Annotated in this window: 21 protein-coding genes and 2 other annotated features; of the genes, 3 read left to right on the plus strand and 18 right to left on the minus strand. The window is 51.0% G+C overall.

What is annotated here, in order from left to right; translation table 11 throughout:
* Nucleotides 1-124 precede the first annotated feature (124 nt).
* The 6 genes from PGX44_RS00695 to PGX44_RS00720 form a co-directional block, all read right to left on the minus strand.
* Nucleotides 125-3,292, minus strand: a complete 3,168-nt coding sequence (locus PGX44_RS00695) for an efflux RND transporter permease subunit (protein WP_498853837.1) — start codon at nucleotides 3,290-3,292, stop codon at nucleotides 125-127.
* 13 nt (nucleotides 3,293-3,305) lie between these two features.
* Nucleotides 3,306-4,469: an efflux RND transporter periplasmic adaptor subunit gene (locus PGX44_RS00700; RefSeq protein ID WP_498853838.1), complete on the minus strand. Its 1,164-nt coding sequence runs from the start codon at nucleotides 4,467-4,469 to the stop codon at nucleotides 3,306-3,308.
* Nucleotides 4,453-5,127 (minus strand): TetR/AcrR family transcriptional regulator, encoded by a 675-nt coding sequence (locus PGX44_RS00705; protein ID WP_498853839.1) that lies wholly within the window; start codon nucleotides 5,125-5,127, stop codon nucleotides 4,453-4,455. The genes PGX44_RS00700 and PGX44_RS00705 overlap by 17 nt, the downstream gene beginning before the upstream one ends.
* Nucleotides 5,128-5,263: 136 nt before the next feature.
* Entirely contained in the window at nucleotides 5,264-5,776 is a 513-nt protein-coding gene (thiW, locus tag PGX44_RS00710; RefSeq protein ID WP_186502227.1) for an energy coupling factor transporter S component ThiW, read from the minus strand.
* On the minus strand, nucleotides 5,769-6,578 hold the full coding sequence (thiM, locus tag PGX44_RS00715; RefSeq protein WP_498853840.1) for a hydroxyethylthiazole kinase: 810 nt from the start codon (nucleotides 6,576-6,578) through the stop codon (nucleotides 5,769-5,771). The genes thiW and thiM overlap by 8 nt, the downstream gene beginning before the upstream one ends.
* A gap of 13 nt (nucleotides 6,579-6,591) precedes the next feature.
* Nucleotides 6,592-7,062 (minus strand): NanQ anomerase/TabA/YiaL family protein, encoded by a 471-nt coding sequence (locus PGX44_RS00720; RefSeq protein WP_498853841.1) that lies wholly within the window; start codon nucleotides 7,060-7,062, stop codon nucleotides 6,592-6,594.
* A gap of 103 nt (nucleotides 7,063-7,165) precedes the next feature.
* On the opposite strand from PGX44_RS00720, the gene PGX44_RS00725 reads away from it, so the two are divergent.
* Complete coding sequence (locus tag PGX44_RS00725; RefSeq protein WP_289001712.1) at nucleotides 7,166-7,663, plus strand: flavin reductase family protein; 498 nt, start codon at nucleotides 7,166-7,168, stop codon at nucleotides 7,661-7,663.
* A 49-nt stretch (nucleotides 7,664-7,712) separates the two neighbouring features.
* On the opposite strand, the gene ftsY is transcribed toward PGX44_RS00725, so the two are convergent.
* The 3 genes from ftsY to PGX44_RS00740 form a co-directional block, all read right to left on the minus strand.
* Nucleotides 7,713-8,657: a signal recognition particle-docking protein FtsY gene (gene ftsY, locus PGX44_RS00730; RefSeq protein WP_186502235.1), complete on the minus strand. Its 945-nt coding sequence runs from the start codon at nucleotides 8,655-8,657 to the stop codon at nucleotides 7,713-7,715.
* A gap of 2 nt (nucleotides 8,658-8,659) precedes the next feature.
* On the minus strand, nucleotides 8,660-12,214 hold the full coding sequence (gene smc, locus PGX44_RS00735) for a chromosome segregation protein SMC (RefSeq protein WP_498853842.1): 3,555 nt from the start codon (nucleotides 12,212-12,214) through the stop codon (nucleotides 8,660-8,662).
* 173 nt (nucleotides 12,215-12,387) lie between these two features.
* Nucleotides 12,388-13,068, minus strand: coding sequence for a DUF554 domain-containing protein (locus PGX44_RS00740; protein ID WP_498853843.1), 681 nt, complete (start codon nucleotides 13,066-13,068; stop codon nucleotides 12,388-12,390).
* A gap of 215 nt (nucleotides 13,069-13,283) precedes the next feature.
* Between PGX44_RS00740 and PGX44_RS00745 the strand changes: the two genes are divergently transcribed.
* The gene (locus tag PGX44_RS00745) at nucleotides 13,284-14,237 is read left to right on the plus strand and encodes a magnesium transporter CorA family protein (protein WP_498853844.1); all 954 of its coding nucleotides are present in this window, start codon (nucleotides 13,284-13,286) and stop codon (nucleotides 14,235-14,237) included.
* A 65-nt stretch (nucleotides 14,238-14,302) separates the two neighbouring features.
* Here the strand turns inward: PGX44_RS00745 and PGX44_RS00750 are convergent, their stop codons facing one another.
* The 5 genes from PGX44_RS00750 to thrS form a co-directional block, all read right to left on the minus strand.
* Nucleotides 14,303-15,205, minus strand: a complete 903-nt coding sequence (locus PGX44_RS00750) for an NAD(P)-binding domain-containing protein (protein ID WP_498853845.1) — start codon at nucleotides 15,203-15,205, stop codon at nucleotides 14,303-14,305.
* Between the two features lie 5 nt (nucleotides 15,206-15,210).
* Nucleotides 15,211-16,005: a ribonuclease HII gene (gene rnhB, locus PGX44_RS00755; RefSeq protein ID WP_498853846.1), complete on the minus strand. Its 795-nt coding sequence runs from the start codon at nucleotides 16,003-16,005 to the stop codon at nucleotides 15,211-15,213.
* 1 nt (nucleotide 16,006) lies between these two features.
* Nucleotides 16,007-16,873 carry a ribosome biogenesis GTPase YlqF gene (gene ylqF, locus PGX44_RS00760; RefSeq protein WP_498853847.1) on the minus strand — a complete coding sequence of 289 codons (867 nt, stop codon included), beginning with the start codon at nucleotides 16,871-16,873 and terminating at the stop codon, nucleotides 16,007-16,009.
* Nucleotides 16,874-17,020: 147 nt separating this feature from the next.
* Nucleotides 17,021-18,463, minus strand: a complete 1,443-nt coding sequence (locus PGX44_RS00765) for a sodium:solute symporter family protein (RefSeq protein WP_498853848.1) — start codon at nucleotides 18,461-18,463, stop codon at nucleotides 17,021-17,023.
* 120 nt (nucleotides 18,464-18,583) lie between these two features.
* Nucleotides 18,584-18,798 (minus strand) — a binding site (T-box leader).
* 193 nt (nucleotides 18,799-18,991) lie between these two features.
* Entirely contained in the window at nucleotides 18,992-20,899 is a 1,908-nt protein-coding gene (gene thrS, locus PGX44_RS00770) for a threonine--tRNA ligase (protein ID WP_498853849.1), read from the minus strand.
* A 36-nt stretch (nucleotides 20,900-20,935) separates the two neighbouring features.
* Nucleotides 20,936-21,155, minus strand: a binding site (T-box leader).
* A 392-nt stretch (nucleotides 21,156-21,547) separates the two neighbouring features.
* Between thrS and PGX44_RS00775 the strand changes: the two genes are divergently transcribed.
* A complete protein-coding gene (locus tag PGX44_RS00775) occupies nucleotides 21,548-21,796 on the plus strand; it encodes a helix-turn-helix domain-containing protein (protein ID WP_186503859.1) in 249 nt (82 codons plus the stop codon).
* 83 nt (nucleotides 21,797-21,879) lie between these two features.
* Here PGX44_RS00775 and PGX44_RS00780 read toward each other — a convergent pair whose 3' ends face one another.
* The 4 genes from PGX44_RS00780 to PGX44_RS00795 form a co-directional block, all read right to left on the minus strand.
* A complete protein-coding gene (locus tag PGX44_RS00780) occupies nucleotides 21,880-22,887 on the minus strand; it encodes an electron transfer flavoprotein subunit alpha/FixB family protein (RefSeq protein ID WP_289001707.1) in 1,008 nt (335 codons plus the stop codon).
* 21 nt (nucleotides 22,888-22,908) lie between these two features.
* Nucleotides 22,909-23,718, minus strand: a complete 810-nt coding sequence (locus tag PGX44_RS00785; RefSeq protein ID WP_186503861.1) for an electron transfer flavoprotein subunit beta/FixA family protein — start codon at nucleotides 23,716-23,718, stop codon at nucleotides 22,909-22,911.
* Between the two features lie 70 nt (nucleotides 23,719-23,788).
* Entirely contained in the window at nucleotides 23,789-24,931 is a 1,143-nt protein-coding gene (locus PGX44_RS00790; protein WP_498853850.1) for an acyl-CoA dehydrogenase, read from the minus strand.
* A gap of 377 nt (nucleotides 24,932-25,308) precedes the next feature.
* Nucleotides 25,309-25,917 (minus strand): NUDIX hydrolase, encoded by a 609-nt coding sequence (locus tag PGX44_RS00795; protein ID WP_498853851.1) that lies wholly within the window; start codon nucleotides 25,915-25,917, stop codon nucleotides 25,309-25,311.
* Between the last annotated feature and the right edge of the window lie 16 nt (nucleotides 25,918-25,933).

Below are 25,933 nucleotides of genomic sequence, written 5' to 3' on the forward strand. Positions count from 1 at the left end.
CAGAAACAAGCCCCTATGAGGAAGAAACCTTATAGAGGCTTGTTTTTATCCAAAAATAACTCCGCCCGGTAGTACCAAGGCGGAGTTATTACGTTACTGGCCAAAGCCTATGTAGTTGTGCGATTTAGTCCATGTCCCGCAGGTGACCTACGGTCTGGGGATGTTTCGGCGCATGGTGTTTCTTGCCACTACCCAGGTTTTCAATGATGATGAAAAGCATGGGGATGATGAATACACCAAAAATCGTCGCAATAGACGTACCGAAGACGACGGTGACACCCATGGTAACACGGGAAGCCGCGCCGGCGCCGCTTGCCAGGGCCAGCGGTACAGAGCCGACGACGAAGGCCAGGGACGTCATGATAATCGGGCGGAGACGGATCTTTGCCGCTTCGATGGCAGCCGAAACAGGGTCCATACCACGATTATCGACACGCACCTTGGCGTATTCGATGATCAGGATGGCATTCTTGGCGGCCAGGCCGATAACGGCGAGAAGGCCGATCTGGAAGTAAATGTTGTTTTGCTGGCTCAGGATATAGGCAAAGAAGGATGCCCCAAAGAGACCAGCTGGTACGCTGAAGAGCACGGCAAATGGTACTTTCCAGCTTTCGTACAAGGCAGCCAGTACGAGGAAGACGAAGAGCAGAGCCAGGATGAAGACGTAAATTGTCTTGTTGCCGGCTTCAATTTCTTCACGGCTCATGCCGCTCCATTCGTACGCGTAGCCTTCGCCGAGCGTATCTGCAGCCACTTCCTGAAGCGCTTTCAGGGCGTCACCAGAGCTGGCGCCGGCACTCGGGCTGCCCTGGACCGTAATGGCCGGGTAGTCATTGAAACGGTTGATGATCGACGCCGAGCCGATTGGCTTTGGACGAACGAAGTTAGCCACCGAGACGAGGTCATTATTGGCATTGCGTACATAAATGTGGTTATTGGCATCCACGGTCTGGCGGAACTGCGGTGCTGCCTGGATGATAACCTTGAAGTTACGACCGAAGATAGTAAAGTCGTTGACCTGGTACGAGCCGTAGTACGACTGGAGTGTCGAGTACAGCGTGCTCAGGGTAACGCCTTGTTTGGCAACCTGGTCGCGGTCGATGTCGAACTGGAAGCCCGGCGTATCGGCAGCGAAGGCCGTGTAGACTGAGCCGATTTCCGGACGCTGGCGGGCAGCGGCAATGAATTTCTGAGCCGTATCATTCAGCTCAGCCGTCGTGTGTCCACCGCGGTCTTCAATCTGGATGGTAAAGCCAGACGATGTGCCCATGCCGTCGATTGGCGGCGGGTTCATAGCCATGAGCTGTACCTGCGGCATCTGGGAGCCCACGCCCATAGTCTTACCGACGAGGGTATCGACGGAAAGATCCTTAGTCGTACGTTTGCTCCAGTCGTCGAGGCTGACGAAGGCCGTCATGCCGTTGGACTTAACGCCGCCGGCGAGGATACTAAAGCCTGTAACGTTCATGACATTGTTGACGCCAGGCTGCTGGCGGAGCCAATTGCTGATCTGCGTTGCCGCTTTTTGTGTTTCCGTCTGGGAAATCCCTTCCGGCAAGGTCGCGTTGACCATCATGAAGGCGTTATCTTCTGACGGCACGAAGCTCGTCGGCATAACGCGGAAGACGGCGCCTGTGAGAGCACAAAGAACGAGCAGGAAGGCTACGACCCATTTCAGGTGCAGCTGCAGGTGAGCCAGGCGTATGCCGTACCAGTCGATGAGGCGGTCAAAAGCCAGGTTGAACTTTTGGAAGAACTTGTAAATGCCCTTTGGATTTTCATTGGGCTTATGGACGTTCAAGAGGGATGCGCACATGGCCGGTGTCAGTGTCAGTGCGACGAAGGCCGAAATGATGACCGACACGGCAATGGTGAGGGCGAACTGTCGGTACAGGATACCGCTCATGCCGCTCAGGAAGGCTACCGGAATAAATACGGCCGAAAGAACGCAGGCAACACCGATAACCGGATTCTGTACGTTCTGCATGGCGATGATCGTCGCCTCTCGCGGACTCTTGGCGTTATATTTTATTTCGTATTCAACGGCTTCAATAACGACGATAGCATCATCGACGAGAAGGCCGATAGCCAAAACCATAGCGAACAAGGTCAGCGTGTTGATAGAAAAATCGAGGACCTTGAAGCAGGCAAAGGTACCTAAAAGGGATACAGGAACAGCAATCAACGGAATGAGTGTCGAACGGCCGCTCTGCAAGAAAAGATAAACGATGAAGGCAACGAGGAGCAAGGCTTCGATGAAGGTCTGAATAACTTCTTCAATAGAGGCCCGGACGAACTTCGTGCTATCGTAAACGACGACATAATCGAGGTCATTCGGGAAGGATTTCTTAGCATTTTCCAGGACCTTCATAGCGCCGGTGACACTCTGCATGGCGTTGGCATCAGCCGTCAGGCTGACCATGAAGCTGGCCGCGTTCTGGCCGTTCAAGTCACTGGAAATGTCATAGCTCTTCTTGCCCAGGTTGACATCGGCAATATCGCCGACACGAACCATGGAACCATCACTATTCTTGCGAACGATGATATTTTTAAACTGTTCTGCTGTCTGCAGACGGCCATCCGTACGCAGCGTATACTGGTAGGTCTGGTCGTTCGGCGTCGGCTGGGAGCCGATACTGCCGATAGCAGCCTGTGTATTCTGGGATTGAATAGCTGAGATGACATCCGTTGGCGTAACCTTGAGGATGCTCATCTTCATAGGATTGAGCCAAATACGCATAGCGTAGTCAGCGCCGAATTCCTGTACGTTCCCAATACCGGGGACGGATTTCAAGGCATCCATAAAGAACTGTGTTGCATAGTTCTTCATGAACGTGGCATCATACGTGCCATTTGGGGAAACGAGGGCGAAAACCATAGCCGTCGAACTGGTCGACTTTTCTACGGTAACGCCGGTCTGCGTAACTTCTGACGGCAGTGTAGACGTAATCTGGCTGACACGGTTCTGCGTGTTGACCATGTCCATGTCGTCATCCGTGCCGGTTTCGAATTGCGCCGTCATGGAGTAAACGCCGTTATCGTTACTGGAGCTGGACATGTTGACCAGGCCGTCGACGCCAATCATCTGGCGTTCGATAACACTGGCAACGGTCGTGCCCAAAACATCGGCATTAGCCCCAACGTACGTCGTATATACCCGAATCTGCGGCGGTGTTACGCTAGGATATTTTGCCACCGGCAAGGTTACCATCGACAAAGCCCCGAGGATAGAAATAACCAGGGCAATAACGACGGCAAAGATAGGCCGGTCTATAAAGAACTTAGATAACACGATGTAGCCTCCTCTATTTAGACGTCGTTGTTGCAGCAGTCGAATCCTTTTCGAGTTCGGCTTTGGTCAGCAGGTTCTGCTCAAGCGTTGCACCTTTGGCTTTCTGATAGCCGTCGACGATGATCGTATCGCCATCGTTGAGGCCGCTCGTAATGATCCAGAAGTTACCGACTTTCTGGCCCGGTGTGACTTCCTTCGTCTGGGCCTGGCCATTGCCGTCGATGACAGTAATGTAATATTTGCCAAGTGTCTGCTGTACAGCCCGTTGCGGTACGGCTAAGGCGTTGCGCTGTACCTGCGTATCGGAAACGACCGTTGCATAGAGGCCCGGAATGAGGACATTATCGGGGTTGTCGAAGACAGCCTTGACGATAATGGAGCCGGACGTGCCGTCCATGCCGTGGTTGATCTGTGTGACGTGGCCTTCATAGGGATACATAGTGCCATCACTCAGGCGCAGCATGAGGTGGCTGCCCCAGTTATTAGGCATATTGCCGGTCCCCTGTTTGGTCATCTGCAGATATTCTGCTTCACTGACCGAGAATTCTACGTAGACCGGATTCATCGAGGAAATGGTGACCAGTGCCGTCGAGCCGGCTGTAGCATAGGTGCCGATAGGAACATCGTCGACATTTAATTTACCTGAAAAAGGCGCATAGACGATGGTATCGTCAACGTTATCCTGGGCTGCATCTACTTGTGCAGCGTTCGCTTCGAGAACGGCCTGCTGCTGCGCTGTAGCAGCTGCCTGGTCGGTTACGGTCTGCTGGGAAATAGCATCTTGGCTGGCCAATTCCTGATAGCGGCGCAAATTGAGCTGCTGGTTAGCCAGGTTGGCAGCAGCCTGAGCCTGTGTAGCCTTAGCCTGAGCTAAAGCTGCATCATACTGGCGGCTGTCCAAACGAAACAGGGCCTGTCCCTGTGATACGTTCTGCCCGCCTTGTACATATTTTTCTACGACACGGCCGGAAATCTTTGGCTGTACAGGCACCTTTTCCGTAGCCGTTACGGTACCGCTGTATTCAGCAGCTACGGGCATATCTTCTGCCTGTACCTTATACGTGTTAACCTTTACGGCTGCCTTTTGTGCCCCCTCTTGTGAGCCACAGCCGGCCAATAAGGCAACCACCGTCAGTAAGGCGATGCCTAATGTCCCTAATTTACGTTTCTGTATCATGCAATACTAGCCCCCTGTCTTTTTTTATTCCATAAAGAATGATACGGATGCATTTTTCCATATATTCCGGGTAAGAGAAATCATCTTTCGTTTGTTCTACATAATCCAAAACACCATCAGAAGCGCTGCGCAGCATGTGCATAAGCAACTGCTGATCGAATTCCTGAAACTCTTCACTTTCCTGAGCTTCTTCAAAAAGCCGTTCCAAAAGGCTCCAGTCCCGCTGGGAGTATTCATCCAGGCCGGCACAAATCTCAGGCATTTTGGTAAAAATCTGATTGGCCCTGCGCATGGAAAATACGCCTGTCGTACGCGTGCGAATCTTGAAAAAACCGACGAGCTTTTCTTCTGCCGAAAGGTTTGGATCCTGCAATAATTCCAAATGCCGGTCATAAATGGCGTCCATCATGGATATCAGTGCTTCCTTGATGATTTCTTGTTTTGATGAAAAATATTCGTATAATGTCCTCTTGCTGATACACATCTTGCGAGCCAGGTCGTCCATATGGAAATCAGGCCCTTGTACTTCAATTTCATCGAGTGTTGCGTTCAGAATATCCTGTCGTATATCCTGACGCGACCGCTTGCGCATGGTACAGCGCGTCTCCTGTTGTTCTGTCATAGTTTGTCGTTTCTCGTCTACTAATTCATTGCCCATAGCCTCACCTGATCTTCATCCCCTACATAAAAACTAGAATCGAAAACTCAGTACCAGTTTATAGTTTAATATACCAGGCGTCATTAGTCAATGCAAATAGGGCTTTGACAGCAAAATTCGTGACGGGAAACACTGTTTATCGTTTCAGTAAATCTTCTGCCAGTTTTTTTAAGGGCAGGATTTTTAAGAGCACAGCGGCGCAAATGGAGCCGATGAACGTATTAGGCAGGAAAGCTACGATAAAAAACCACAAAGCAACGGCCTTGGAATCGAGGATGAAGGCTGCCAGCGGATAAGCGATGAGGCCGCCTAAGACACCTGTGCCGATGATTTCACCAACGACGGCACCCCAAATGGAGCCGGTCTTTTTATAGAGGATCCCCGAAAGGCAGGCACCGATCATGCTGCCCGGATAGGCCAGGATCGTACCGACGCCCATGGCAATACGGATAGACGAAATACAAAAGGCGCCTGCCGTAGAATAGCGCCAGCCCAAGAGCACGGCCAGGAGCACGTTGATCAAATGCTGCAAGGGAAAGACGCGGGCGCCGCCGAACGGAAAGGAAACGAACGGTGCCAAGAGGACGCCAAGTGCGATAAAAAGAGCTGTTAAGGTGAGTTTTTTTAATTGAATTGCCTGATCATTCATAGCTATGCCAAACCTTTCCCAAGCTGGCATACATGTCAGCTTGCAAACTATATAACGAATCGAATAATTGCTGATGAAAGGTGCCCGGTCCCTGGCTCTTCCTGGCCGCCTGTTCACCGGCCAGGCCCATAGAAAGGACACCGCCCACGGCCGCTACAAAAGGCGACGTTACGGCTGCAAAGGACGCGATAAGCGACGTAGTCATACAGCCTGTGCCGGTCACGTAGGTCAGCAGGGGCGTGCCATTTGCCAGAAGGAGAGACTGGGTCCCATCGGACATAGCATCGACGGCGCCGGTAATGACGACGGTCGTCCCCAGGGCCTGGGCCATTTGGGTAATCAGGGCTGCCGTGACCTGGCCTTTGGCGTGATTATCTACGCCGGGATTGATGCCGCTCCGTCCCTGGACGAGGCAGGTTATTTCGCTTAGGTTACCACGAATGACACTGACCGGGATTTCCTGCAAGAGCTCCCGTGCTGCTGCCGTACGGTACGCCGTGCCGCCGGCGCCGACAGGGTCGAGGACAACCGGCACGCCTGCCTTAGCGGCGGCCTTGCCGGCGCGCAGCATGGACGTCAGCGTCCACGGCTGGAGGGTACCTAAGTTGAGCACCAGAGCCTGTGCGGCCCGGGCCATATCTTCTACTTCTTCCGGAGCCCAGGTCATGGTCGGTGACGCGCCAATAGCCAAGGTAGCATTGGCACAATCGTTGACCGTTACGACATTCGTAATTTGATGAATAAGAGGCCGCCGGGCCCGCAATGTGGTGAGAGCCTGTCCGGCTGCGTGTAATACATCCATAGGTGCGGCTCCTTTATACGTGTATTTTCATAATGATCTTGCGCACGCCTGCACCCGTACCGTCCGGTGCACAGAGCGTGCGATGGCCGTCGGCCGGCGAAAAGATAGCAAAGGTGCCGGGCGTCATATGAATGACTGCATCCTTTTCCGGCGAACCGTCGTAAAACCAAAGATCCTTTTCCGGCTGGGATGACTGCACATGGCCTGCGTCAAAAAGTGGCTGCCAGCCAATGTCTTCGGCCCCTTCCAGGAGAAACTGGATATCCACATACTGCCGGTGTGCTTCGATAGGCCGGTCGGCAGCCGGCGCGGTCTGTGATTCATCAACGTTAAAATAATGGGGCCCCGTCAGGTCATGACGGCCGGTGGTCAAAATTTCCGGCGGCAGCAGGGCCAGTTCAGCCAATTTTTCTACCCACGGCTGTAAGAACGACGGCACCATAGAGGTGTCTTCTTTCCACTGTTGAATATTGCCTACATACATATAAATCCTTCTTTCCTATACTGATAAAACTGATTTCGACTTTTACAATCTATGTTATAATATATATGTTATATATTATACAGCTATTTAGGAGGTACCTAGTATGTTAGAAGCTAAAGAATATGCAAAAATTTTTGCCGACCGCATTGCCAAAGGGGCATTCCTCACGACCTGTGATGGCCAAAAAGCCGATACGATGACCATCGGCTGGGGCAGCGTAGGCTACATGTGGGCCATCCCGACGGTTACGGTCATGGTCCGTCAGACCCGTTTGACCAAAGAAAACCTGAACCAGGTCAAAAGCTTCACCATTTCCGTACCGGTTGATGATTCCTATAAAGACGCCATTGCCCTGTGCGGCACAAAATCGGGCCGCGATCTGGACAAATTCGCAGCTGCCGGCCTGAAATGCAAAGCTTCCAAGGCCGGTACGACACCGGTCATCGACGGCAAGGGCCTCTTGCAGCTTGAATGCACAGTCCTCTACGAACGTCTCATGGATGTCGACGCCTTGGCACCGGAATTAAAAGACAAATGGTACACAGGCGATACGGAACACACGATTTACGTCGCCAAGATTACGGACGCCTATTTGGATTAATGCCCCTTTAGGCAGGACAGCCTGTTTCCTCGGAAACAGGCTGTTTTTTTTAGTCTTCTTCCTGTTCGTGGGCTTCAACGTTGCGGTCAAAGAGAGCATCGGCAAACTGGGCCGCATCAAAGGGCCGCAGATCATCGACACCTTCGCCGACACCGACCCAGCGAACCGGTACACCCAAGGTCCGTTTGACCGACAGGATAACGCCGCCCTTGGCCGTACCATCGAGCTTCGTCAGGACGACGCCCGTCAGGGGTACGACTTCGCCAAAGAGCTTGGCCTGGCTGACGGCGTTCTGCCCTGTCGTCGCATCGAGGACGAGGAGCGTTTCCTGCGGTGCGCCATCAATATTCTTGCCGGCAACGCGGGCCATCTTGCGCAATTCTTCCATGAGGTTGGCCTTGACGTGGAGACGGCCGGCTGTATCGACGAGAAGAACGTCAATATGACGGGCCTTGGCAGCCGCCGTGGCATCGAAGACGACAGCCGCAGCGTCGGCACCTTCCTGGTGCTTCACGATAGGTACACCTGTCCGTTCAGCCCAGATGGTGAGCTGTTCAGACGCAGCCGCACGGAACGTATCGCCAGCGGCAACCATGACCGACTGGCCCTGTTCTTTATAATATTTGGCCAATTTGCCAATGGTCGTCGTCTTGCCTACACCGTTGACGCCAACGATAAAAATAACCCGCGTCGTACCCGTGCAATCCGGTACAGGTTCGTTATTTTCTTCGAGGAGTTCGACAATGCACTTTTCCAAATAGGGCACGACGTCGTTGCCATCTTTGATCTGCCGCGATTTAACACCTGTGCGGATCTGGTCGAGGAGATATTCTGTCGTTTCAACACCCATGTCCCCGGTGAGCATGACGGCTTCCAGGTCATCGTACATATCTTCATCGATTTTGGCGTACCCCCGTACAACCGTTTCAATATTCTTAATGAGTGAGCCCTTCGTCTTTTCCAGGCCCTTGCGCAAGCGCGAAAAAAATCCCATACTTAACTTCCTTTCTGCATTACATCATCTACTTTTACCGTCAAAAGGCGGGAAATGCCCTTTTCTTCCATGGTCACACCTTGCAGTGTATCGGCAGCTTCCATCGTTTTACGGCGGTGGGTAATGACGATAAATTGTGTCGTTTGACTGTATTTTTTCATATAATCGGCCATGCGGATGACATTAGCTTCATCTAAGGCAGCGTCGACTTCGTCAAAGAGAATAAACGGTGCCGGATGGTAGGCCTGAAAGGCCAGGAGCAGGGCAATAACCGTAAGCGCCCGTTCCCCGCCGGAAAGGAGGGTCAGGGTCTGCTGCTTCTTGCCCGGCGGCTGAATCGTAATTTCGACACCGGCGTTGAGGACGTCGCTTTTATCGGTAAGGCTGATCTGGGCCTTGCCGCCGCCAAAGAGCTGGCTGAAAATTCGCTGGAAATGACCGCCAATGACGCCAAAGGCCTGGGTAAACTGCTGGCTCATGGCGTCGTCAATTTCCGCGACCACCGTCTGCAGGCGTTTGCGTGATTCCAGCAGGTCATCACACTGGGTGCGGTAAAACTGCTGCTTGGCTACAGCCTGCTCGTAGTCTGTATCGGCGTTTGGATTGATCTGCCCTAAAGCGGCCATCTGTTCCTGCAGGCGGGCCAGGTGCTCCGTCAATTCCTTTAAGGAGCCTTCGCGCCGCCGTTCCAGCGCCTGCTCCCGCGTCAAGCCCTGGCGGGCCAGGTGTTCTTCACTGCGGGAGATTTCACTGCGGTACTTTTCTGCCTGCATTTCGGCTGCATGGACCTGATGATTCCACTTTTCCTGATCTGCCCGCAAGGAAGACAGTTGCTGATCCAGTTCCTGGTTTTTATGGAAATTGGCTTCCCGCGCAGCATAGAAGGCCTTCTTTTCCTGATCCTTCGCTGCCGTTTCCTGCTCTTTTGCCGCTATATTCGTTGCTAATTCCTGCAGGAGCTGTTTTGTTTCGGCCTGGCGCTGCTGCAGCTGGTGGCGCCGCTCAGAGAGGCGCTGCCATTCACCAGCAGCCTGATCGGCCAGATCCTGCTGCTGTTGCTGCTGGGCCTGTATATGCCGCACCTGCTCCTGCAGCGTCGCCAAGGCGACCTGCCGTTCCGTCAGAGCCTGGCGGCAGCTTGCCAATTCTGCCTGGGCCTGGCTCAGGCTGGCTTCCAGTTTTTCTGTATCAGCCGCAACCGGTGCAGCCTGGGTCGTCAGTTCTTCTTCCTTAGCCCATAAGGCCGCCTGTATTTCCGAGCGGCTGTCATATAGGTGTTGTAGCTGCTGACTGGCCTGACTGCTGGTCTGGCTGGCCTCAGCAGCTGCCGTTTTTGCCTGTTCCAGCTGCCACGTCAGCTGCTGTACTGCCAGCTGCCCTTCTTGTACGGCTTTGCGCACTGCTTCGGCCTGGCTGGCAGCGTCCGTAAGCTGTTGCCGCAAGACTTCGCCTTCCTTAGTAAGGGCCTGCAAGCGCTGGTCTGTATCGTGCCACTGGACCTGCAGGGATTGGATCGTCGCCCGCCGGCTGAGAAGGGAGCCTTCCCGGTTCTTGTTGCTACCGCCGGTAAGGGAACCGCCGGCATTAAACAAGGTACCATCAAGACAGACGATACGCAGGCGGTGTCCGTATTTACGGGCCGTTTGCGACGCGTCTGCCTGGCTTTCGGCTACGAGAGTTTTCCCCAACAGGGACGAAAAAATCCGGGCATATGCTGCATCGTATTGAATGAGGTCACTGGCAAAGCCCAGGATTCCCTTTTCCTTGGTTGCTGCTAATTCATCGGCTGTGCGCCGCCGTTCTTTCACCGTATCGAGGGGCAGGAAGGTCGTCCGGCCAGCCCGCCGCTGGCGCAAGTAGGCAATAGCTTCTTTGGCCGTTTCTTCTGTACGCGTGACGATGTAGCGGGATGCACCGCCTAAGGCGATATCCATAGCCGTCACATAATCTGCCGGCAAGGTACACAGCTCGCCTACAAGACCGCAAATATCGGCCTGCCAGGTTGCCCGTGCTTCGAGGACCGTCTTGGCTGCCAGGCCGGCGCCTTCGTGTTCCTGTTCCATACTTTCCAGTACGTGAATACGCTGCTGCAAGGCTGCCGCCTGGCCTTTGAGCTGACGATATTCCTGCTCAGCCCGGGCCGTTTCGCGGCTCTGGAGCTGCTGCTTTTGCATTACCTTTTCCAGCTCGGCCTGCCAGGTCTGCAGTTTTTCCTGTGCTTCACACAGGCTTCTTTCCCCTTCGTGCTGGCGGCTTTGGGCCTGCGCTGCTTTTTCCTTTTCTTCTGTCTGCTGCCGTTCCAATTCCTCTGCGCGCTGCCTGTTTTCATCGAGACGGCGCCGCAGGTCTTCTATATCTCGTTTCAGGATGAAGAGGTTCTGGGCCTTTTCCGTGTTTTCTGCCTGCACCTTAGACAAGGCAGCCTGCATGCGGCTAACCTTCTCTTCCGCTTCGGCTAAGACGGACTGGGTCAGGTTAAAGCCCTGACGAGCCGCTTCGCAGGCGGCCTGGCGCTGGGCCAGGTCGTGCACGCTCTGTTCCTGCTGGGCCTGAATATGGGCCTGTTTCTTTTTCGTTTCCGCTTCTTCTTCTTGCATCTGAACGTGCGCACGAAGGAGTTCTTCCTGGCGTGTCACAAATGCTTCCTGACGGCTTTTCATGCTATCCAGTTCATTATGAACGGTCAGGGTTTCTTCATCGAGGCGGCGCAGATCGGCACTTTCCTGTTCCATGACAGCGAGCAATTCTTTTTTAGCCGCTTCTGTCGCTTCCGTCTGCCGTGACAGGGCCCGGTACTCGCTGGTAGCGGCAATGCGGTTATTTTCAGCCTTAGAAAGGAGCCGTTCGGCATTACGTAATTCCTGCAGTGACAGCGTTCCCGCATAGGAAATGCGCTCACTGTCGAGGGCCCTAAAGGCAGTAAGCCGTTCAGCCTGGGCTTTTAACGGCACGAGCTGTTCTTCCAGGACGCCCATCATATCGTGAATGCGTTCCAGATTATGCTCTGTTTCGGCAATTTTTCGCAGTCCTTCCTGTTTACGGCTTTTGTAGCGGCTAATACCGGCCGCTTCTTCAAAGATGAGACGCCGTTCTTCCGGTTTACTGTTTAAAATAGCATCTACCCGGTTCTGACTGATGACGGCCATGGAATCCTGGCCGATCCCCGTATCGGCAAAGAGCAAATGAATATCCTTTAAACGGCACGGCCGTTTATTGATAAAAAATTCACTCTCACCGGAGCGGAAAATACGCCGCGTAATGACTACTTCCGTAAAATCTACGTCCAGCTCGTGCTGGCTGTTGTCAAAATACAGGGATACTTCTGCAGCCCCCTGGGGACGTCTCTTTTCCGTACCGGCAAAGATAATATCTTCCGACTTTTGTCCCCGCAGGTGACGCACATTCTGTTCGCCCATGACCCAGCGCACGGCATCGGAAATATTACTTTTGCCGCTCCCGTTAGGGCCGACAATGGCCGTAATGCCATGGGCAAAGGTCAAGGTTGTCCTGTCTGCAAAGGATTTAAATCCCTGCAGTTCCATTTTTAATACCTGCATATTTTGTCAGCATTCCTTTACATCATCCATTTATTATCTGCTTGAGAACATAGTGCAAGCAATAATAACATACATATAATATCATACTTCAGAGCGACATACCATGACCGGCGGCGGGATAAAAATAAAAAAACCGTTTACGCCGGCGTACCCGGGATAAACGGCTTACTCTTTCAGACGAAAAGATGGTAATACAAAATAGGAATGAACAGGGCCGGCAGAAAATCGGCTACCTTCAATTCCGTTACGCGGAACATATTAAGGGCAATGCCAAGGATCATAACGCCGCCCACAGCATTGAGCTCGCGGATAACGTCCGGTGTCATGAGGGGCATAAAAAAGCTGGCTAAGAGAAAGAAAAAGGCTTCATAGACCAGGTTGACCAGGCCGACGGGAACGACGCCCAGACCGTAAATAGTACCGAAAATGAAGGCCGACGTAAAGTCGAGGACACTCTTAAAGTAGAGAAGGTCATTACTGCCCAGGGCGGCCTGAATGGGGCCGAGAATAGCCAGGGCGCCGACGACCTGCATGACCGACAAGGTGACAAAGCCTTTGACAAAGGTGTTGTCTTCACCTGGCCGCTGCATGCGCCGTTTCAAAAACTCACCAAACTGCTGCATGCGGTCTTCAATACCGATGATCGTCCCCAAAAGAGTACCGACGATGAGGCTCGCCAGGACGAGGAGCAAATTCTGGCTTTGCACGGCGCTTTGGATGCCCATAATGGCAACACATAAGGAAATGACGCCAAAAATGGCCTTCGTATATTTTTCTGAAATGCCCCGTTTGAGGAAAAACCCCAACAAGGCGCCTAGAGACGCCGTAACGCCGTTAATAATGATTGCAATCATGCTGGTTAACACTCCTCACTTCACGCTGATAGCTATTATTATAGCAAACTTCCCCTCTCTCTGCCAGGAAATGAGTGAGAAAGCGGCCTGGAGGTAAATTTTACATACCTATGACAGGGAATTTCCCGTTTTCCCTTGACTTACTCCCTATTTATGATTATATTGTACTTTGGACTTTATTCTTACCCATCACACCAGGAAAGAGGGCTGCCGCCATGATTCAGGTTTATAAGCACAACAATGGTCACCTCGATGACGATATTTCCCTGGCTTCTGCAGAGAAGGGATCGTGGATTCACGTCGTAAATCCTAGCTCCGAAGATTTACAGCTCGTTTCCATGGTTACGGAAATCCCCACAGATGTATTGAAAACCTCACTGGATACGGAAGAACGTTCCCACGTGGAACTGGAAGACGAATACATTTTCGTCGTTATTAATATTCCTATTATTATGGAAACGGACAGCTACGACACGCTGCCTCTTGGCATTTTCATTACGCCCGATTTTATCATTACGCTCTGCATTCAGGAAACAGAAGTCATGCGGACGTTTACGGAAAATAAATACCCTCTTTTCTATACCTTTAAGAAGACGCGCTTCCTCTTTCAGATCCTCTATCGTACAGCTACGCTCTTCCTGCGCTATTTGCAGCAGATCAATCACCGCACAGACGATATTGAACAGGACCTGCGCCACTCCATGCAAAACAAGGAATTCTTTCTTCTCCTGGAATTACAGAAATCCTTGACCTATTTCACATCGGCCCTGCGCAGTAACGGCACGGTTATGGAAAAGCTCATGCGTCTGCGCCGCAACACGTCCCTGCACCATCTCTTAAAGATGTACGAAGAAGACGAAGACCTTCTGGAAGACGTCATTATCGAAAATAAACAGGCTATTGAAATGGTTGAAATGTATTCCAATATTCTTATGAGTACGTCTGATACATTTGCTTCCATCATTTCCAATAACCTGAGTATTGTCATGAAATTTTTAGCCTCTATTACGATTATTCTGGCCGTACCCACTAACCTCTTCAGCCTCTGGGGGATGAACGTACCAGTACCACTGGCCGACAGTCCCTTAGGTTTTCCCATCGTCATCGGCCTGGCCATTCTCTGCTCATGCATCGCCATCTACATGCTTTGGAAGAAAGATCTCTTTTGATAGTGCGCGTTACCACTACGGATAAAAGCCCGTTCCACCTGCGGAACGGGCTCTTTTTGCGTATCTTATAACGACGTTTTAACTTCCACACCGGAAATGGCTTCATAAAATTTCACGAAGCAGGCATTGTCTTCCCGGCCGTGACCGGCCTGCATGAGGCTGGCCGTCATCTGCTGCACCAAACCAGCCAGAGGCAATGATACATCCAGATTTTTCGCTGTTTCCATGGCATTATTAATGTCCTTCATCTGATTTTCCAAGAAGCCGCCGGGAGCAAAATCACGCGCATAGATACGCGGTGCCTTTTGTTCCAAAATGGCACTGCCAGCCAGGCCGCTGCGTACGGCTTCATAGACCTTCTTTGGGTCGGCACCGACCTTTTGTCCCAAAACCAAGGCTTCCGATACGGCGGCAATGTTAATAAAGCAAATGATCTGATTGCAAAGCTTGGTCACCGAGCCGGCACCGTTCGGGCCCGTGACGACAGCTGTAGCGCCCATAGCCTGAAAGACCGGGTCTGCCTGTCTGGCTACGTCTGCATCGCCGCCAATCATGAAGGCCAGCGTGCCCGCTATGGCACCAGGTTCACCACCACTTACGGGGGCATCGAGGAAGGAACAGCCCTTCGCTTCTGCTAAGGCAGCAAAGTGCTGCGATTCCGCCGGCGAAACGGAGCTGGAATCGATGAGGATTGTGCCCGGCGAGATATCGGCCAAGACGCCATCCGGACCGGTCAGGACCTGTTCCACAACGGAACCATTGGGCAGCATGGTAATGACTACGTCCTGATTGGCAGCTGTTTCCCTGGCTGTGGCCTTGACCTTTACGCCCTGGCCTTTTAATTCGGCAATAGCTGCGTGATTACCGTGCCCATTGTCAATGATCGTTACATCCATGTGTGCTCGCACCAAATTGCGGACCATTGGCACACCCATGATCCCTAAGCCGATAAAACCAATTTTCGTCATTTCTTTCACCCTTTCGTGTATGTCTGGACCATGCTTTTAATCGGCTCAAAGCTGCGCCGGTGAATAGGACACGGTCCGTATTGCTGTAAGGCATCCATGTGGGCCTGCGTCAAATACCCCTTGTGAACAGCAAATCCGTACTCCGGGTATTCTTTATCATAGGCTACCATTAGCCTGTCTCGTGTCACCTTGGCAATGATAGAGGCGGCGGCAATGGACGCGCTGAGGGCATCGCCGTGCACGAGAGAGCGATGGGGTATGGCCAGGTCCGGCAATGGCATGGCATCGACTAATACCTCTTCGGGCCGGACCTTCAAGGCGGCGACAGCGTCATACATGCCCTGCTGTGTAGCATGATATATATCGAGGGCATCGATTTCCTTTTCCGACTTGGCAATACAGGAAACGGCCACGGCTTCCTCCATGATCTTATCGTAAAGGAGGTCCCGTTTGGCCGGCGAAACCTTTTTGCTGTCGTTCAGGCCGGGACATTCCCAGTACGGCGGCAGGATGACCGCCGCAATCATGACCGGGCCGGCTGCCGGTCCGCGGCCTGCCTCATCGATACCGGCAACATGGTAGATATTTTCATTGTAATACTGCGTCTCATACGCGTACATCTGGAGCAGCCGTTCCCGCTCCTCCTCTTCCTTTACTTTACGGCGCATGAAGGCAGCTGCCTCCTTTTGGACGGATACACGCTTGTCATGCTGCATGGCTTCCAGAAGCTGCGGCACATCCGTTTCGTCTGCGTTCAGGAGAGCCTTGATTTGAGCTACCTTTAATTGGCTAATATCCATCTTACTTCGCCCCTTCTGTCATCTCAGTGACCCGGTCCAACGAGATAGGGCCGATTTTTCCTTCGCGGAATTCCTTTAAGATAAGCTTGTACGTTTTTTCCAAATCGACTACGCCGCCGGCGACGATACAGCCCCGTTTGTGGCCAATCATGTCGATCGTGACCAGTGGGTCGTCTGAGAGCTCTGTCAATTTATAGCGTGTCATGAGGGCCTGGGGATACCAGCGGCTGAGCTCCGTAATGAGCTGGGTCATAACCGTTTCCATATCAAAGACCGTATCGGAAATGGCACCTGTGGCAGCCAGACGGTACGCACTGACCTGGTCTTCCAGCTTGGGCCAGAGAACACCCGGCGTATCGAGGAGGTCCAGCTGATTGCCAATACGCACCCATTGTTTACCCTTCGTTTCGCCGGGCTTATCAGCCGTCTTGGCTACATTGCGGTGCGATAATTTATTGATCAGCGTCGATTTGCCTACGTTCGGTATACCTAAGATCATGGTCCGCACAGAGCGCGTCTTCAAGCCCCGGGCCTTCCAGTGATCGAGCTTCGGCTTAGCCAGCTGCTGAGCCAATGCTGTCAGTTGTTTGACCCCCTTGCCGCCCTTGCTGTCCATGGCGATGACCAGACGGCCTTGCTGCTTATACCAGGCCATCCATTCCTTGAGGCATTCCGGATCGGCCAGGTCAGACTTATTAAGGACGACGATAGACGGCTTCTGGCCGATGAGCTTGGCAATCATGGGATTCGTACTGCTCAAAGGTATGCGCGCGTCGACGAGCTCAATAACCACATCGATGACCTTCAGGTTATCTTCTATTAAACGACGGGCCTTGGCCATATGGCCGGGGAACCAGTTGATAATCATATATTTCTTCCACCTTTCTGTGACTCTTGCAGAGGCCCTGCATTGGCCTTATTCTTAAGTATACCATATTTATTCGGCGAGACAAAAGAACCGGCCTGTCTCACCTTAAAGTGGGAAACAGGCCGGTCAGGAAACGACATGACGGATTCAGTGCTGTACAGGAGCTGTCACGGGTTTTGCTTTTTCTGCCGCTTCTTCCGTTACGATAACATTGCGGGATAAGAGGCTCGTGCCGCCGAAGACGAGGGCACAGACGATCCATTCTGCATAAATGACGTGCGGCAGTACGCGTACTTCCGGAACGAGCATCCAGAGAACGAGAACGATAATGGAAGCCATGAGCGTGTAGAAAGCTGCCTTCTTGGCACAATATTTCGGTGCGTACATGGTCATGAGGATGATAACAGCAAAGGCTGTCATGAGGGAAAGACCCGCCATGAGGGTCGAAATGATGCCGCTAATGGTAAGGGCGAAGCCTAATGTCAAGAGTCCCAAGAGGAGGACAGATACGCGGGTCACCTTCATATATTTGGCATCGGACATATCCGGGCTGATGAACTGTTTGTGAATATCGTGGGAATAGAGCGTTGCTGCCGAAAGGAGCAGGTTACAGGCAGTACTCACATCTGCGGCCCAGAGGGAGGCCAAAGTGATACCGGCGATCCAGGGATTGAGGCCCATGATCAGCTGCGGCAACGCCGACGTCGGAGAAATCTGAGGATACATTTCTGCGGCAATGACGCCGAGGAGAGCGGCGATGAAGCCGACCGGAAGCATGATCAAACCGCCGATGATGAAGCCACGGCGGGCGGTCTGTACGTTCTTGGCACCCAGGGAAATCTGAATGATGGCTTGCAGCGAAATGTTAACCGTAACCAAGACGACAATCCACGTAACAATGGTCATGGGACCGACACCGGAAATGAAATCAAGGGACGTGACCGACGGTGCCTGAATGGCGACCGTGTCGATGCCGCCGGCCATAGCCAGAATGAGGAAGGCGGCGACGGTAATGCCGATATATTGGAGGGTTACATTGAGGACGTTAGACTGGCTTGCCGACCACATACCGCCGATGAGCGTAATGCCGATGAAAACGACGGCACTCGTGAGCATGCCCGTAAGCGGTGTGAAGATGTCCGGCATGAGTGCAGCTAAGATAGCGCCGCCGGCGACGTACTGCAGGCTCATAATGACGAGCTGCACGAGAATCTGACAGGCAATGCCGGCGATCATCGCCGGACGGTCGTAGTAGCGTTCGAGCAATTCCGGGATGGTCGTAATGTTGAGCTGACGGTATTTCTTAGCTACTGTCAGGCCCATGACGACGGCGCCAATGCCCCAGGCGGCTGTATACCAGCCGGCCGACAGACCAACCTTATACGCTTGTTCGGCTACGCCAATCGTAGACGCGCCGCCGACTGCCAGACCGACGATTGAAACGGTAATCAGCGGTGTCGTCAGTTTGCGGCCGGCCAGGACGTATTCTTCCGTCGATCCGGCAGCGCGCCGTTTTACATACCAGCTAATACCAAAGAGGACACCAATATAAGCTAAAATAATAAGCACTTGAATCCATGTCGTCTCCATGTGTAAAACCCCTTTCTATACATCAAAATGAATAAATAAAAAAATCGTCCCTCATAGAGGGACGATTGTCTCGCGGTACCACCCTGCTTATCCGGTTAGAGTATAAAAAAAGAGCAGTACCTCAGGAACGGAATTATATCCGCGGTACCACCCTGCTTATCTCGAATCAGATCAACTCATGGCTGTGTAACGGCAGCTACTCCGATGCAACCTACTCGTATTTCAATCGCACAGTTCAGGAACGAACTTCACACTGCGGCACCCACCGGTTCGCACCGACCACCGGCTCTCTGAGAGATATAAGCAGTATTACTTTTTTCCATCACAACTTTTAACTTATCTTGTTGTTGAGTATTATTATACAGGAAACTCCCCCAAAGTCAAGGCTATTTTCTGATTTTATTTTAAGGTAAACGTTAAACCAGCAAATAATTTTCCTTTTTATTATTTATTTGTTATCTTATATGACAAAAGGCGTACGGCCTGTGTGAGCCGTACGCCTTCTCTCTTTTCTATATTACGTTATACTTAGCCTTTACGGGATTCCGTGAGATCCTGAATGTGGGCAATGAATTCATCGATCGGTTTGGCGCCAATATCACCTTTAGAACGATCGCGGATGGAGAGAGTCTGGCTTTCCATTTCCTTATCGCCAATGATAGCCATGTACGGAACCTTTTCCATCTGGGCTTTGCGGATCTTATAGCCAATCTTTTCGTTGCTTTCGTCTACTTCTACGCGGATGCCGAGTTTCTTGAATTTCTTACGCAATTCTTTGGCATATTCCAAGTGTTTGTCCGAAATCGGCAGGAATTTGACCTGTACCGGAGCGAGCCATACTGGGAAGGCACCGCCATAGTTTTCGATGAGGATGCCCAAGAACCGTTCAACCGAACCGAAGCAGGTACGATGTACCATGACCGGACGATGTTTCTGGCCATCTTCGCCGATGTAGGTCATGTCGAAGCGTTCCGGCATGAGCATATCGAGCTGGATTGTACCGCACTGCCACGTACGGCCAATGGAATCCTTAACGTGGAAGTCCAGTTTCGGGCCGTAGAACGCGCCGTCACCTTCATTGATCTGATAAGGAATCCCCCGTTCTTCAATGACTTCACGCAGGGTATTGGTAGCGAGGTCCCAAATTTCATCGGAGCCCATGGAGTCTTCCGGACGAGTGGACAGTTCTACGTGATAGTCCAGGCCGAATACCTTGTAGGCTTTATCGAAAAGATCCATAACGCCGCGGATTTCCGATTTCATCTGGCTCGGCAGCATGAAGATGTGTGCGTCATCCTGGGTAAAGCAGCGGACGCGGAAGAGACCGTGCAGGGCACCGTGCAATTCATGACGATGAACGAGGCCCAGTTCTGCCATCCGCATGGGGAAATCACGATAGCTGTGGACGTTGCTCTTATATACGAGGATACCGCCTGGGCAGTTCATCGGTTTGATTGCATACGGTTCATCATCAATGGTGGTGAAATACATGTTGTCACGATAGTGATCCCAGTGGCCGGACTGTTCCCACAGATGACGGCTGAGGATCGTCGGTGTGCTGATTTCATCGTATTCGGCTTCCGAATGAAGTTCATACCAGAATTTCAGCAGTGTCTTACGGAGTACCATGCCTTTAGCATGGAAGAACGGGAAGCCCGGGCCTTCTTCGTGGAAGCTGAAGAGATCCATCTGCTTGCCCAGTTTACGATGATCACGTTTTTCGGCTTCTTCAAGCATGTGAAGATAGTCTTCCAATTCCGATTTCTTTTCAAAAGCTGTCCCATAAATACGCTGGAGCATCTTGTTGTGTTCATCACCGCGCCAGTACGCACCGGCAACAGTCTGCAGCTTAAAGGCCTTGACAGCGCCTGTAGAAGCTGCGTGAGGCCCTCTACAGAGGTCAACGAAGTCGCCTTGGCGATAGAGGGAAATCTGTACGTCTGCCGGCAGATCCTGAATCAGTTCTACCTTGTAATCCTGGCCGGCTTTCTTGAACATATCAAGAGCAGCGTCGCGGCTGATCACTTCTTTTTCGAGAGGCAGGTTTTCCTTGACGATTTTGGCCATTTCGGCTTCGATGGCTGCGAAATCTTCCTGTGTAAAGCGGTGTTCCGTATCCATATCGTAGTAGAAGCCATTTTCAATGGACGGGCCAATCGCAAATTTGACGCCCGGGAAAAGGTGCTGAATGGCCTGCGCCATAATATGGGCAGCCGTATGGCGTAAGGTATCCTTGCCTTCCTGTGTATCAGCGCCCAGGAATTCAACTGTCGAACCATCTATAATCGTTTCGCGCAAATCCGTTACTTCCCCATTGACCTTTGCGACGAGTACTTTTTTCGCCAAGCTGTTGCTCAGCTGTTTCACAGCTTCCTGCAACGAAATACCATCGGCAAATGATTTCTTTGTGCCATCTTTCAAAATTAATTCTGCCATAAAAAATCCTCCTTTGTAAACAAAAAGCTCTCGTCCGCAAGGGACGAGAGCATACTCACGTGGTTCCACCCTAGTTCATGGAAGGCCAGGCCTTTCATGTACTCAAGCGCTGTAACGGTACGACCGTATCACTGTACTTTGTTCCAATGATCAGCTCCAAGGTGGTAATGCATCGTTTCTCTATAGGATACTCGCAGCATATGTATCCCTCTCTGCATAAAGTGACCGATGATCTTGTCCTTATCAAAGCCTTTATCAACTTCAATTTACTTGTTCAGTATACGGCTCTTTTTCATAAAAGTCAAGATTGAATACATGAATATTATTTTGTTATGCACCGGTTATTTTTTTAGATATGTCTGCTCTTCTATTATTGCTGAGGATGACAGCATCCTAGAAAGGAAGGGGTTAATTTTTTAAAACAATTTGTCTTGTTTCATAATTACTTTTAGAGATTTTATACTAGTAATTTATATTAATTAGTAATTATTACTACCTTTTTCTCAAGAAACATTATATTTTGGTATATAACGTGGTATAATGATAGTAGAAAAAATATTTAATATTGATATAAAACGCGGAAGCTTCTACCTCTGCAGTTTATATACGATATCTCAGGTTTTGCACCACCGACAGGAGAGATGACCTATGCAAGAATACGGCAGACTGAGAGAATTACGGTATGAAGCCAGACGTTCCCAGCAGGAAATTGCAGACATGCTGCATTGCACACAGGTTGCATACAGCCTGTATGAATCAGGAAAGAGAAAAATTTCTATTGCCCGCCTGGCCATTTTGGCTCGTTTCTATGAAACGTCCATTGATTATTTAGTAGGCCTTGTTGACGAAAGAAAGCCGGCCGGCCCTTATGTAAAGGATTGGAAGGAACTTCGTTAACAGGAAGGGCTAGCCTATACAAAGAGCCCAAAAAAAGACCTGTCTCTTACGAGACAGGTCTTTTAAGCGTCTTGACGAATCAATTAGCCTTTGATTTTTTTGATAGCTTCTGTGAGCATCGGAACGACTTTGAATGCGTCGCCAACGATACCATAGTCGCATACTTTGAAGATCGGAGCATCTTCGTCTTTGTTGATAGCGATAACGCAATCAGCACCGCTCATGCCAGCGAGATGCTGGATAGCGCCGGAGATACCGCAAGCAATGTAGATCTTAGGACCTACAGTTTTACCTGTCTGGCCTACCTGATGGAGAGCGTCGATCCAGCCAGCATCAACAGCTGCACGGGAAGCACCAACAGCACCGCCGAGGAGATCAGCCAAGTCTTTCAGCATGCCTGTGAACGGTTCAGGACCATTCATGCCACGGCCGCCGGAAACGATAACGTCAGCTTCTTCGATTTTAACGCCTTCGCCGCCCATTTTGATGAGTTCAACGAATTTCGTCATGAAGTCAGCATCTGTGAGGTTAGCCGTCTTTTCGATAACTTCACCAGTTGCGCTCGGATCAGCTTCCGGTTTTTTGAATACGTTCGGGCGAACAGTACCCATCTGCGGACGGTTATCCGGGCAAATGATTTCAGCCATGATGTTGCCGCCGAGAGCCGGACGAGTCCAAACGATCGTCTTGTTGTCGTCGTCAACAGCGAGGCCTGTGCAGTCAGCCGTAAGGCCAGTCTGCAGGGAGTTGGCAACACGCGGGCCGAGGTCACGGCCGATGTTCGTAGCGCCAACGAGGAATACGTTCGGTTTTACTTCGTTGAAGAAGTCGCAAATAACTTTTGCATATGCCGTCGTATTGTAGTTTTCGAGTTTTTCGTCATCATATACGTATACTTTGTGAGCGCCATGAGCAATCAGTTCCTGTGCCAACGGTTTTACGTTATGACCAATGAGGATCGCACCTACTTCATCACCGATGGTGTCAGCTAAAACGCGAGCCTGGCCCAACAGTTCGAAAGATACGTTACGTAATTTGCCTTCGAATTGTTCAGCAATTACATATATGCCTTTGTATTCTGCTAAATCCATTTTCACTTTTCCTCCTTAGAATTAAATGATCTTCTGTTCAGTCAGTTTTTCCATCAATGTGTCAACTGCTGCCTGGTAATTGTCATCTTCGACAGGAATTACGAGACCCTGAGTTCTCTGAGGCGGTGTGAAAATCTTACGAACTTTTGTCGGCGAACCGCTCAAACCGATCTTAGATTCATCAGCCTTTACGTCGTCAGCAGACAGTTCAGGAATTTCGCGGCGTTTTGCTTTCATCGTACCACGGATGGTCGGGAAGCGTGGTTCGTTCAATTCTTTTACAGCCGTGATCAAAACAGGGAATTTAGCTTCTGTTACGATATAGCCTTCTTCGTTCTGCTGTTTAACAGTAACGGTGTCGCCTTCGACTTTCAGATCAGCAGCGTATGTGATCTGCGGAATGCCGAGTTCGCAAGCGATCTGCGGGCCAACCTGAGCTGTATCGCCATCGATAGCCTGTTTGCCGCAAAGAATGATATCGAATTTTTCAATACCTTTGAGTTCAGTTACTTTCTTGATGGCCTGTGCAATGCAGTAGCCTGTAGCAAGAGTATCGGAACCACCGACTTTACGGTCGGTCAGGAGATATGCTTCATCAGCGCCCATAGCTAAACCTTCGCGAAGAACGTCTTTTGCCTGCGGGGGCCCCATGGAAAGCAAGGTAACCTTTGCGCCCTGATTATCTTTTAACTGAAGAGCAGCTTCCAAAGCGTTCTGGTCGAACGGATTGAAGATGTTCGGTACACCGGCACGAATGACGGTATGTTTTACGGGATCAATCTTAACTTCTGCTGTGTCTGGAACCTGTTTGACACATACCAATATTTCCATATTTCTGTTGCCTCCTAAATATAATTTTATATCAGCAGAACTAATGTCTGCGTCAATAGCATACCATAAATTAGCGGAGAAGTGCACCTGCTGTAACCATGAGCTGTACTTCGTTGGTGCCTTCGTAGATCTGCGTGATCTTAGCATCGCGGAGATGACGAGCTACCGGGTATTCTTCGCTGTAGCCATAGCCACCGAAGATCTGAACGGCTTCCGTAGCGATTTCCATAGCTACGTCAGAAGCAACTCTCTTGGCAATAGCAGCATCTACTGTGAACGGCTGGCCTTCGTGTTTCTTGCAGGCAGCTTTGTATACGAGGAAACGTGCAGCTTCGACTTTCATCTTCATGTCAGCCAATTTGAAGGAAATGGACTGGAATTTGCAAAGCGGTTTGCCGAACTGTACACGCTGTTTGGAATATTCAACGGCATCCTGGAGGGCTGCTTCAGCAATACCGAGAGCCTGGGCAGCAACGCCAATACGGCCGCCATCCAAGGTCATCATAGCAATCTTGAAGCCTTTGCCTTCCTGGCCGAGGAGGTTTTCAGCAGGAACCTTTACGTCCTGGAAAACGAGTTCCATCGTCTGGGACGTGTGAATACCGAGTTTGTCTTCTTTTTTGCCAAAGGTGAAGCCAGGCATGCCTTTTTCTACGATGAAAGCACTAATGCCGTGGTTGCCCTGGGTTTTGTCAGTCATAGCAAAGACGATATAAATATCGGCTGCGCCACCGTTTGTGATGAAGATTTTGGAGCCGTTCAGCGTATACGAGCCGTCTTCGTTTTTAACAGCTACCGTCTGCTGGCCGGAAGCATCCGTGCCGGCATTCGGTTCTGTCAGGCCGAAAGCGCCGAGTTTTGTACCTTCAACCAACGGGGTGAGGTATTTTTCTTTCTGAGCTTCTGTACCGAACTGCCAAATCGGGTTTGCGCAGAGGGAAACAGTAGCCGACAGGGTAATGGACATACCTGCGTCATATTTAGCCAATTCTTCTACAGCGAGGATATAGCTCAATACGTCGCATTCTGCACCGCCGTATTTTTCTTCAAAATAAGCGCCGCAGAGGCCGAGGCCGAGCATTTCGCTGACGAGATCTTCGTCAAAAATACCCTGGTGGTCACGTTCTGTGATCGTCGGAGCCAATTTCTTTTTGCCAAAATCAGCTGCGAGATTGATAAATTCCTGATGTACGTCTGTCAAGTTAAAATCCATTTGGTTTACACTCTCCTTAACACATGGTATGCAAAAACTTCATACATCCGGGCTGAAATAGCGGTACAACATAGGCGAGCTGTACGGCCTTTTACCCACACGCGGGTACCGGATATATCATCCGTACTGCTACAGGACAAACGGATAGAGCCTGCAAGTTCTTACATTTGCATTGTACAACTTTTCACGTATTTAATCAATAGAAAAAACAGCACTTTATACAATATATCCATTCCGTTTACTCATAGCAAATAGTTCCCACAAATAATAAAATAAATCTAAAACCGCAGTTATGCCCTAACAAATAATGACTATCAGGTTCTATTATTTTGCATGTTTATGCCTTATTTATTTTATCATAGCGCATCTGCCAGGACTTAGTATAAGCTCAGGAAATGGCGCAAAATATGGGCTGTAATACCCCATATCACATGATTTTCATAGCGGTAAATGTAGACCGAATAGGTCTTGCGGCGCCGCCATTCGCTCGTCGTATCCGGTGCAGCACTACGCAATAAATCAGACGGGAAATCCGGGCCCGGCCGGGTGGCAATTTCCATGCGCTTTTCTTCCGGCTGATACTGGCGCAGCCAGGCCAGGGGCACGGTAAAGACTTCATCGAGTTCATCCCTGCTAATTGAAAAATCAAGGCTGTGTAAGCGTGCTGCAAAGGGCCAGACCGTAACACCTACCATAGATTCCAAATAATCCAGAGGCCCCAGAATTTCTATGGCACTTCTCGCTATGCCCAGTTCCTCTTCCGTTTCCCTGATAGCCGCGTCCTGGGCGTTTGCATCAGCTGCTTCTATTTTACCGCCGGGAAAGCAAATATCCCGGGGCTGCCAAGCCAGTTTGCTGCTGCGTACTTCAAAGAGCACGTGTTCTTCTCCGTCTACTGTGACGACGGGCAGCAGGACGGCACAAGGTATATTATTTAAACAATGGAGGGCCTTGACGTGGCGCGTCGGGCTCAACCGTTCTTCCATGGCCATCTCCTCCTTA

The organism is Caecibacter sp. AF58-12pH5A (assembly GCF_027681725.1).
GTDB lineage: Bacteria > Bacillota > Negativicutes > Veillonellales > Megasphaeraceae > Megasphaera > Megasphaera hominis.

Coding starts and splice junctions, on each gene's coding strand:
- PGX44_RS00700 (WP_498853838.1), bottom strand. CDS start 4,469: ATGATACAGAAACGTAAATTAGGGACATTAGGCATCGCCTTACTGACG.
- PGX44_RS00705 (WP_498853839.1), bottom strand. CDS start 5,127: ATGGGCAATGAATTAGTAGACGAGAAACGACAAACTATGACAGAACAA.
- thiW (WP_186502227.1), bottom strand. CDS start 5,776: ATGAATGATCAGGCAATTCAATTAAAAAAACTCACCTTAACAGCTCTT.
- thiM (WP_498853840.1), bottom strand. CDS start 6,578: ATGGATGTATTACACGCAGCCGGACAGGCTCTCACCACATTGCGGGCC.
- PGX44_RS00720 (WP_498853841.1), bottom strand. CDS start 7,062: ATGTATGTAGGCAATATTCAACAGTGGAAAGAAGACACCTCTATGGTG.
- PGX44_RS00725 (WP_289001712.1), top strand. CDS start 7,166: ATGTTAGAAGCTAAAGAATATGCAAAAATTTTTGCCGACCGCATTGCC.
- ftsY (WP_186502235.1), bottom strand. CDS start 8,657: ATGGGATTTTTTTCGCGCTTGCGCAAGGGCCTGGAAAAGACGAAGGGC.
- smc (WP_498853842.1), bottom strand. CDS start 12,214: ATGCAGGTATTAAAAATGGAACTGCAGGGATTTAAATCCTTTGCAGAC.
- PGX44_RS00740 (WP_498853843.1), bottom strand. CDS start 13,068: ATGATTGCAATCATTATTAACGGCGTTACGGCGTCTCTAGGCGCCTTG.
- PGX44_RS00745 (WP_498853844.1), top strand. CDS start 13,284: ATGATTCAGGTTTATAAGCACAACAATGGTCACCTCGATGACGATATT.
- PGX44_RS00750 (WP_498853845.1), bottom strand. CDS start 15,205: ATGACGAAAATTGGTTTTATCGGCTTAGGGATCATGGGTGTGCCAATG.
- rnhB (WP_498853846.1), bottom strand. CDS start 16,005: ATGGATATTAGCCAATTAAAGGTAGCTCAAATCAAGGCTCTCCTGAAC.
- ylqF (WP_498853847.1), bottom strand. CDS start 16,873: ATGATTATCAACTGGTTCCCCGGCCATATGGCCAAGGCCCGTCGTTTA.
- PGX44_RS00765 (WP_498853848.1), bottom strand. CDS start 18,463: ATGGAGACGACATGGATTCAAGTGCTTATTATTTTAGCTTATATTGGT.
- thrS (WP_498853849.1), bottom strand. CDS start 20,899: ATGGCAGAATTAATTTTGAAAGATGGCACAAAGAAATCATTTGCCGAT.
- PGX44_RS00775 (WP_186503859.1), top strand. CDS start 21,548: ATGCAAGAATACGGCAGACTGAGAGAATTACGGTATGAAGCCAGACGT.
- PGX44_RS00780 (WP_289001707.1), bottom strand. CDS start 22,887: ATGGATTTAGCAGAATACAAAGGCATATATGTAATTGCTGAACAATTC.
- PGX44_RS00785 (WP_186503861.1), bottom strand. CDS start 23,718: ATGGAAATATTGGTATGTGTCAAACAGGTTCCAGACACAGCAGAAGTT.
- PGX44_RS00790 (WP_498853850.1), bottom strand. CDS start 24,931: ATGGATTTTAACTTGACAGACGTACATCAGGAATTTATCAATCTCGCA.
- PGX44_RS00795 (WP_498853851.1), bottom strand. CDS start 25,917: ATGGAAGAACGGTTGAGCCCGACGCGCCACGTCAAGGCCCTCCATTGT.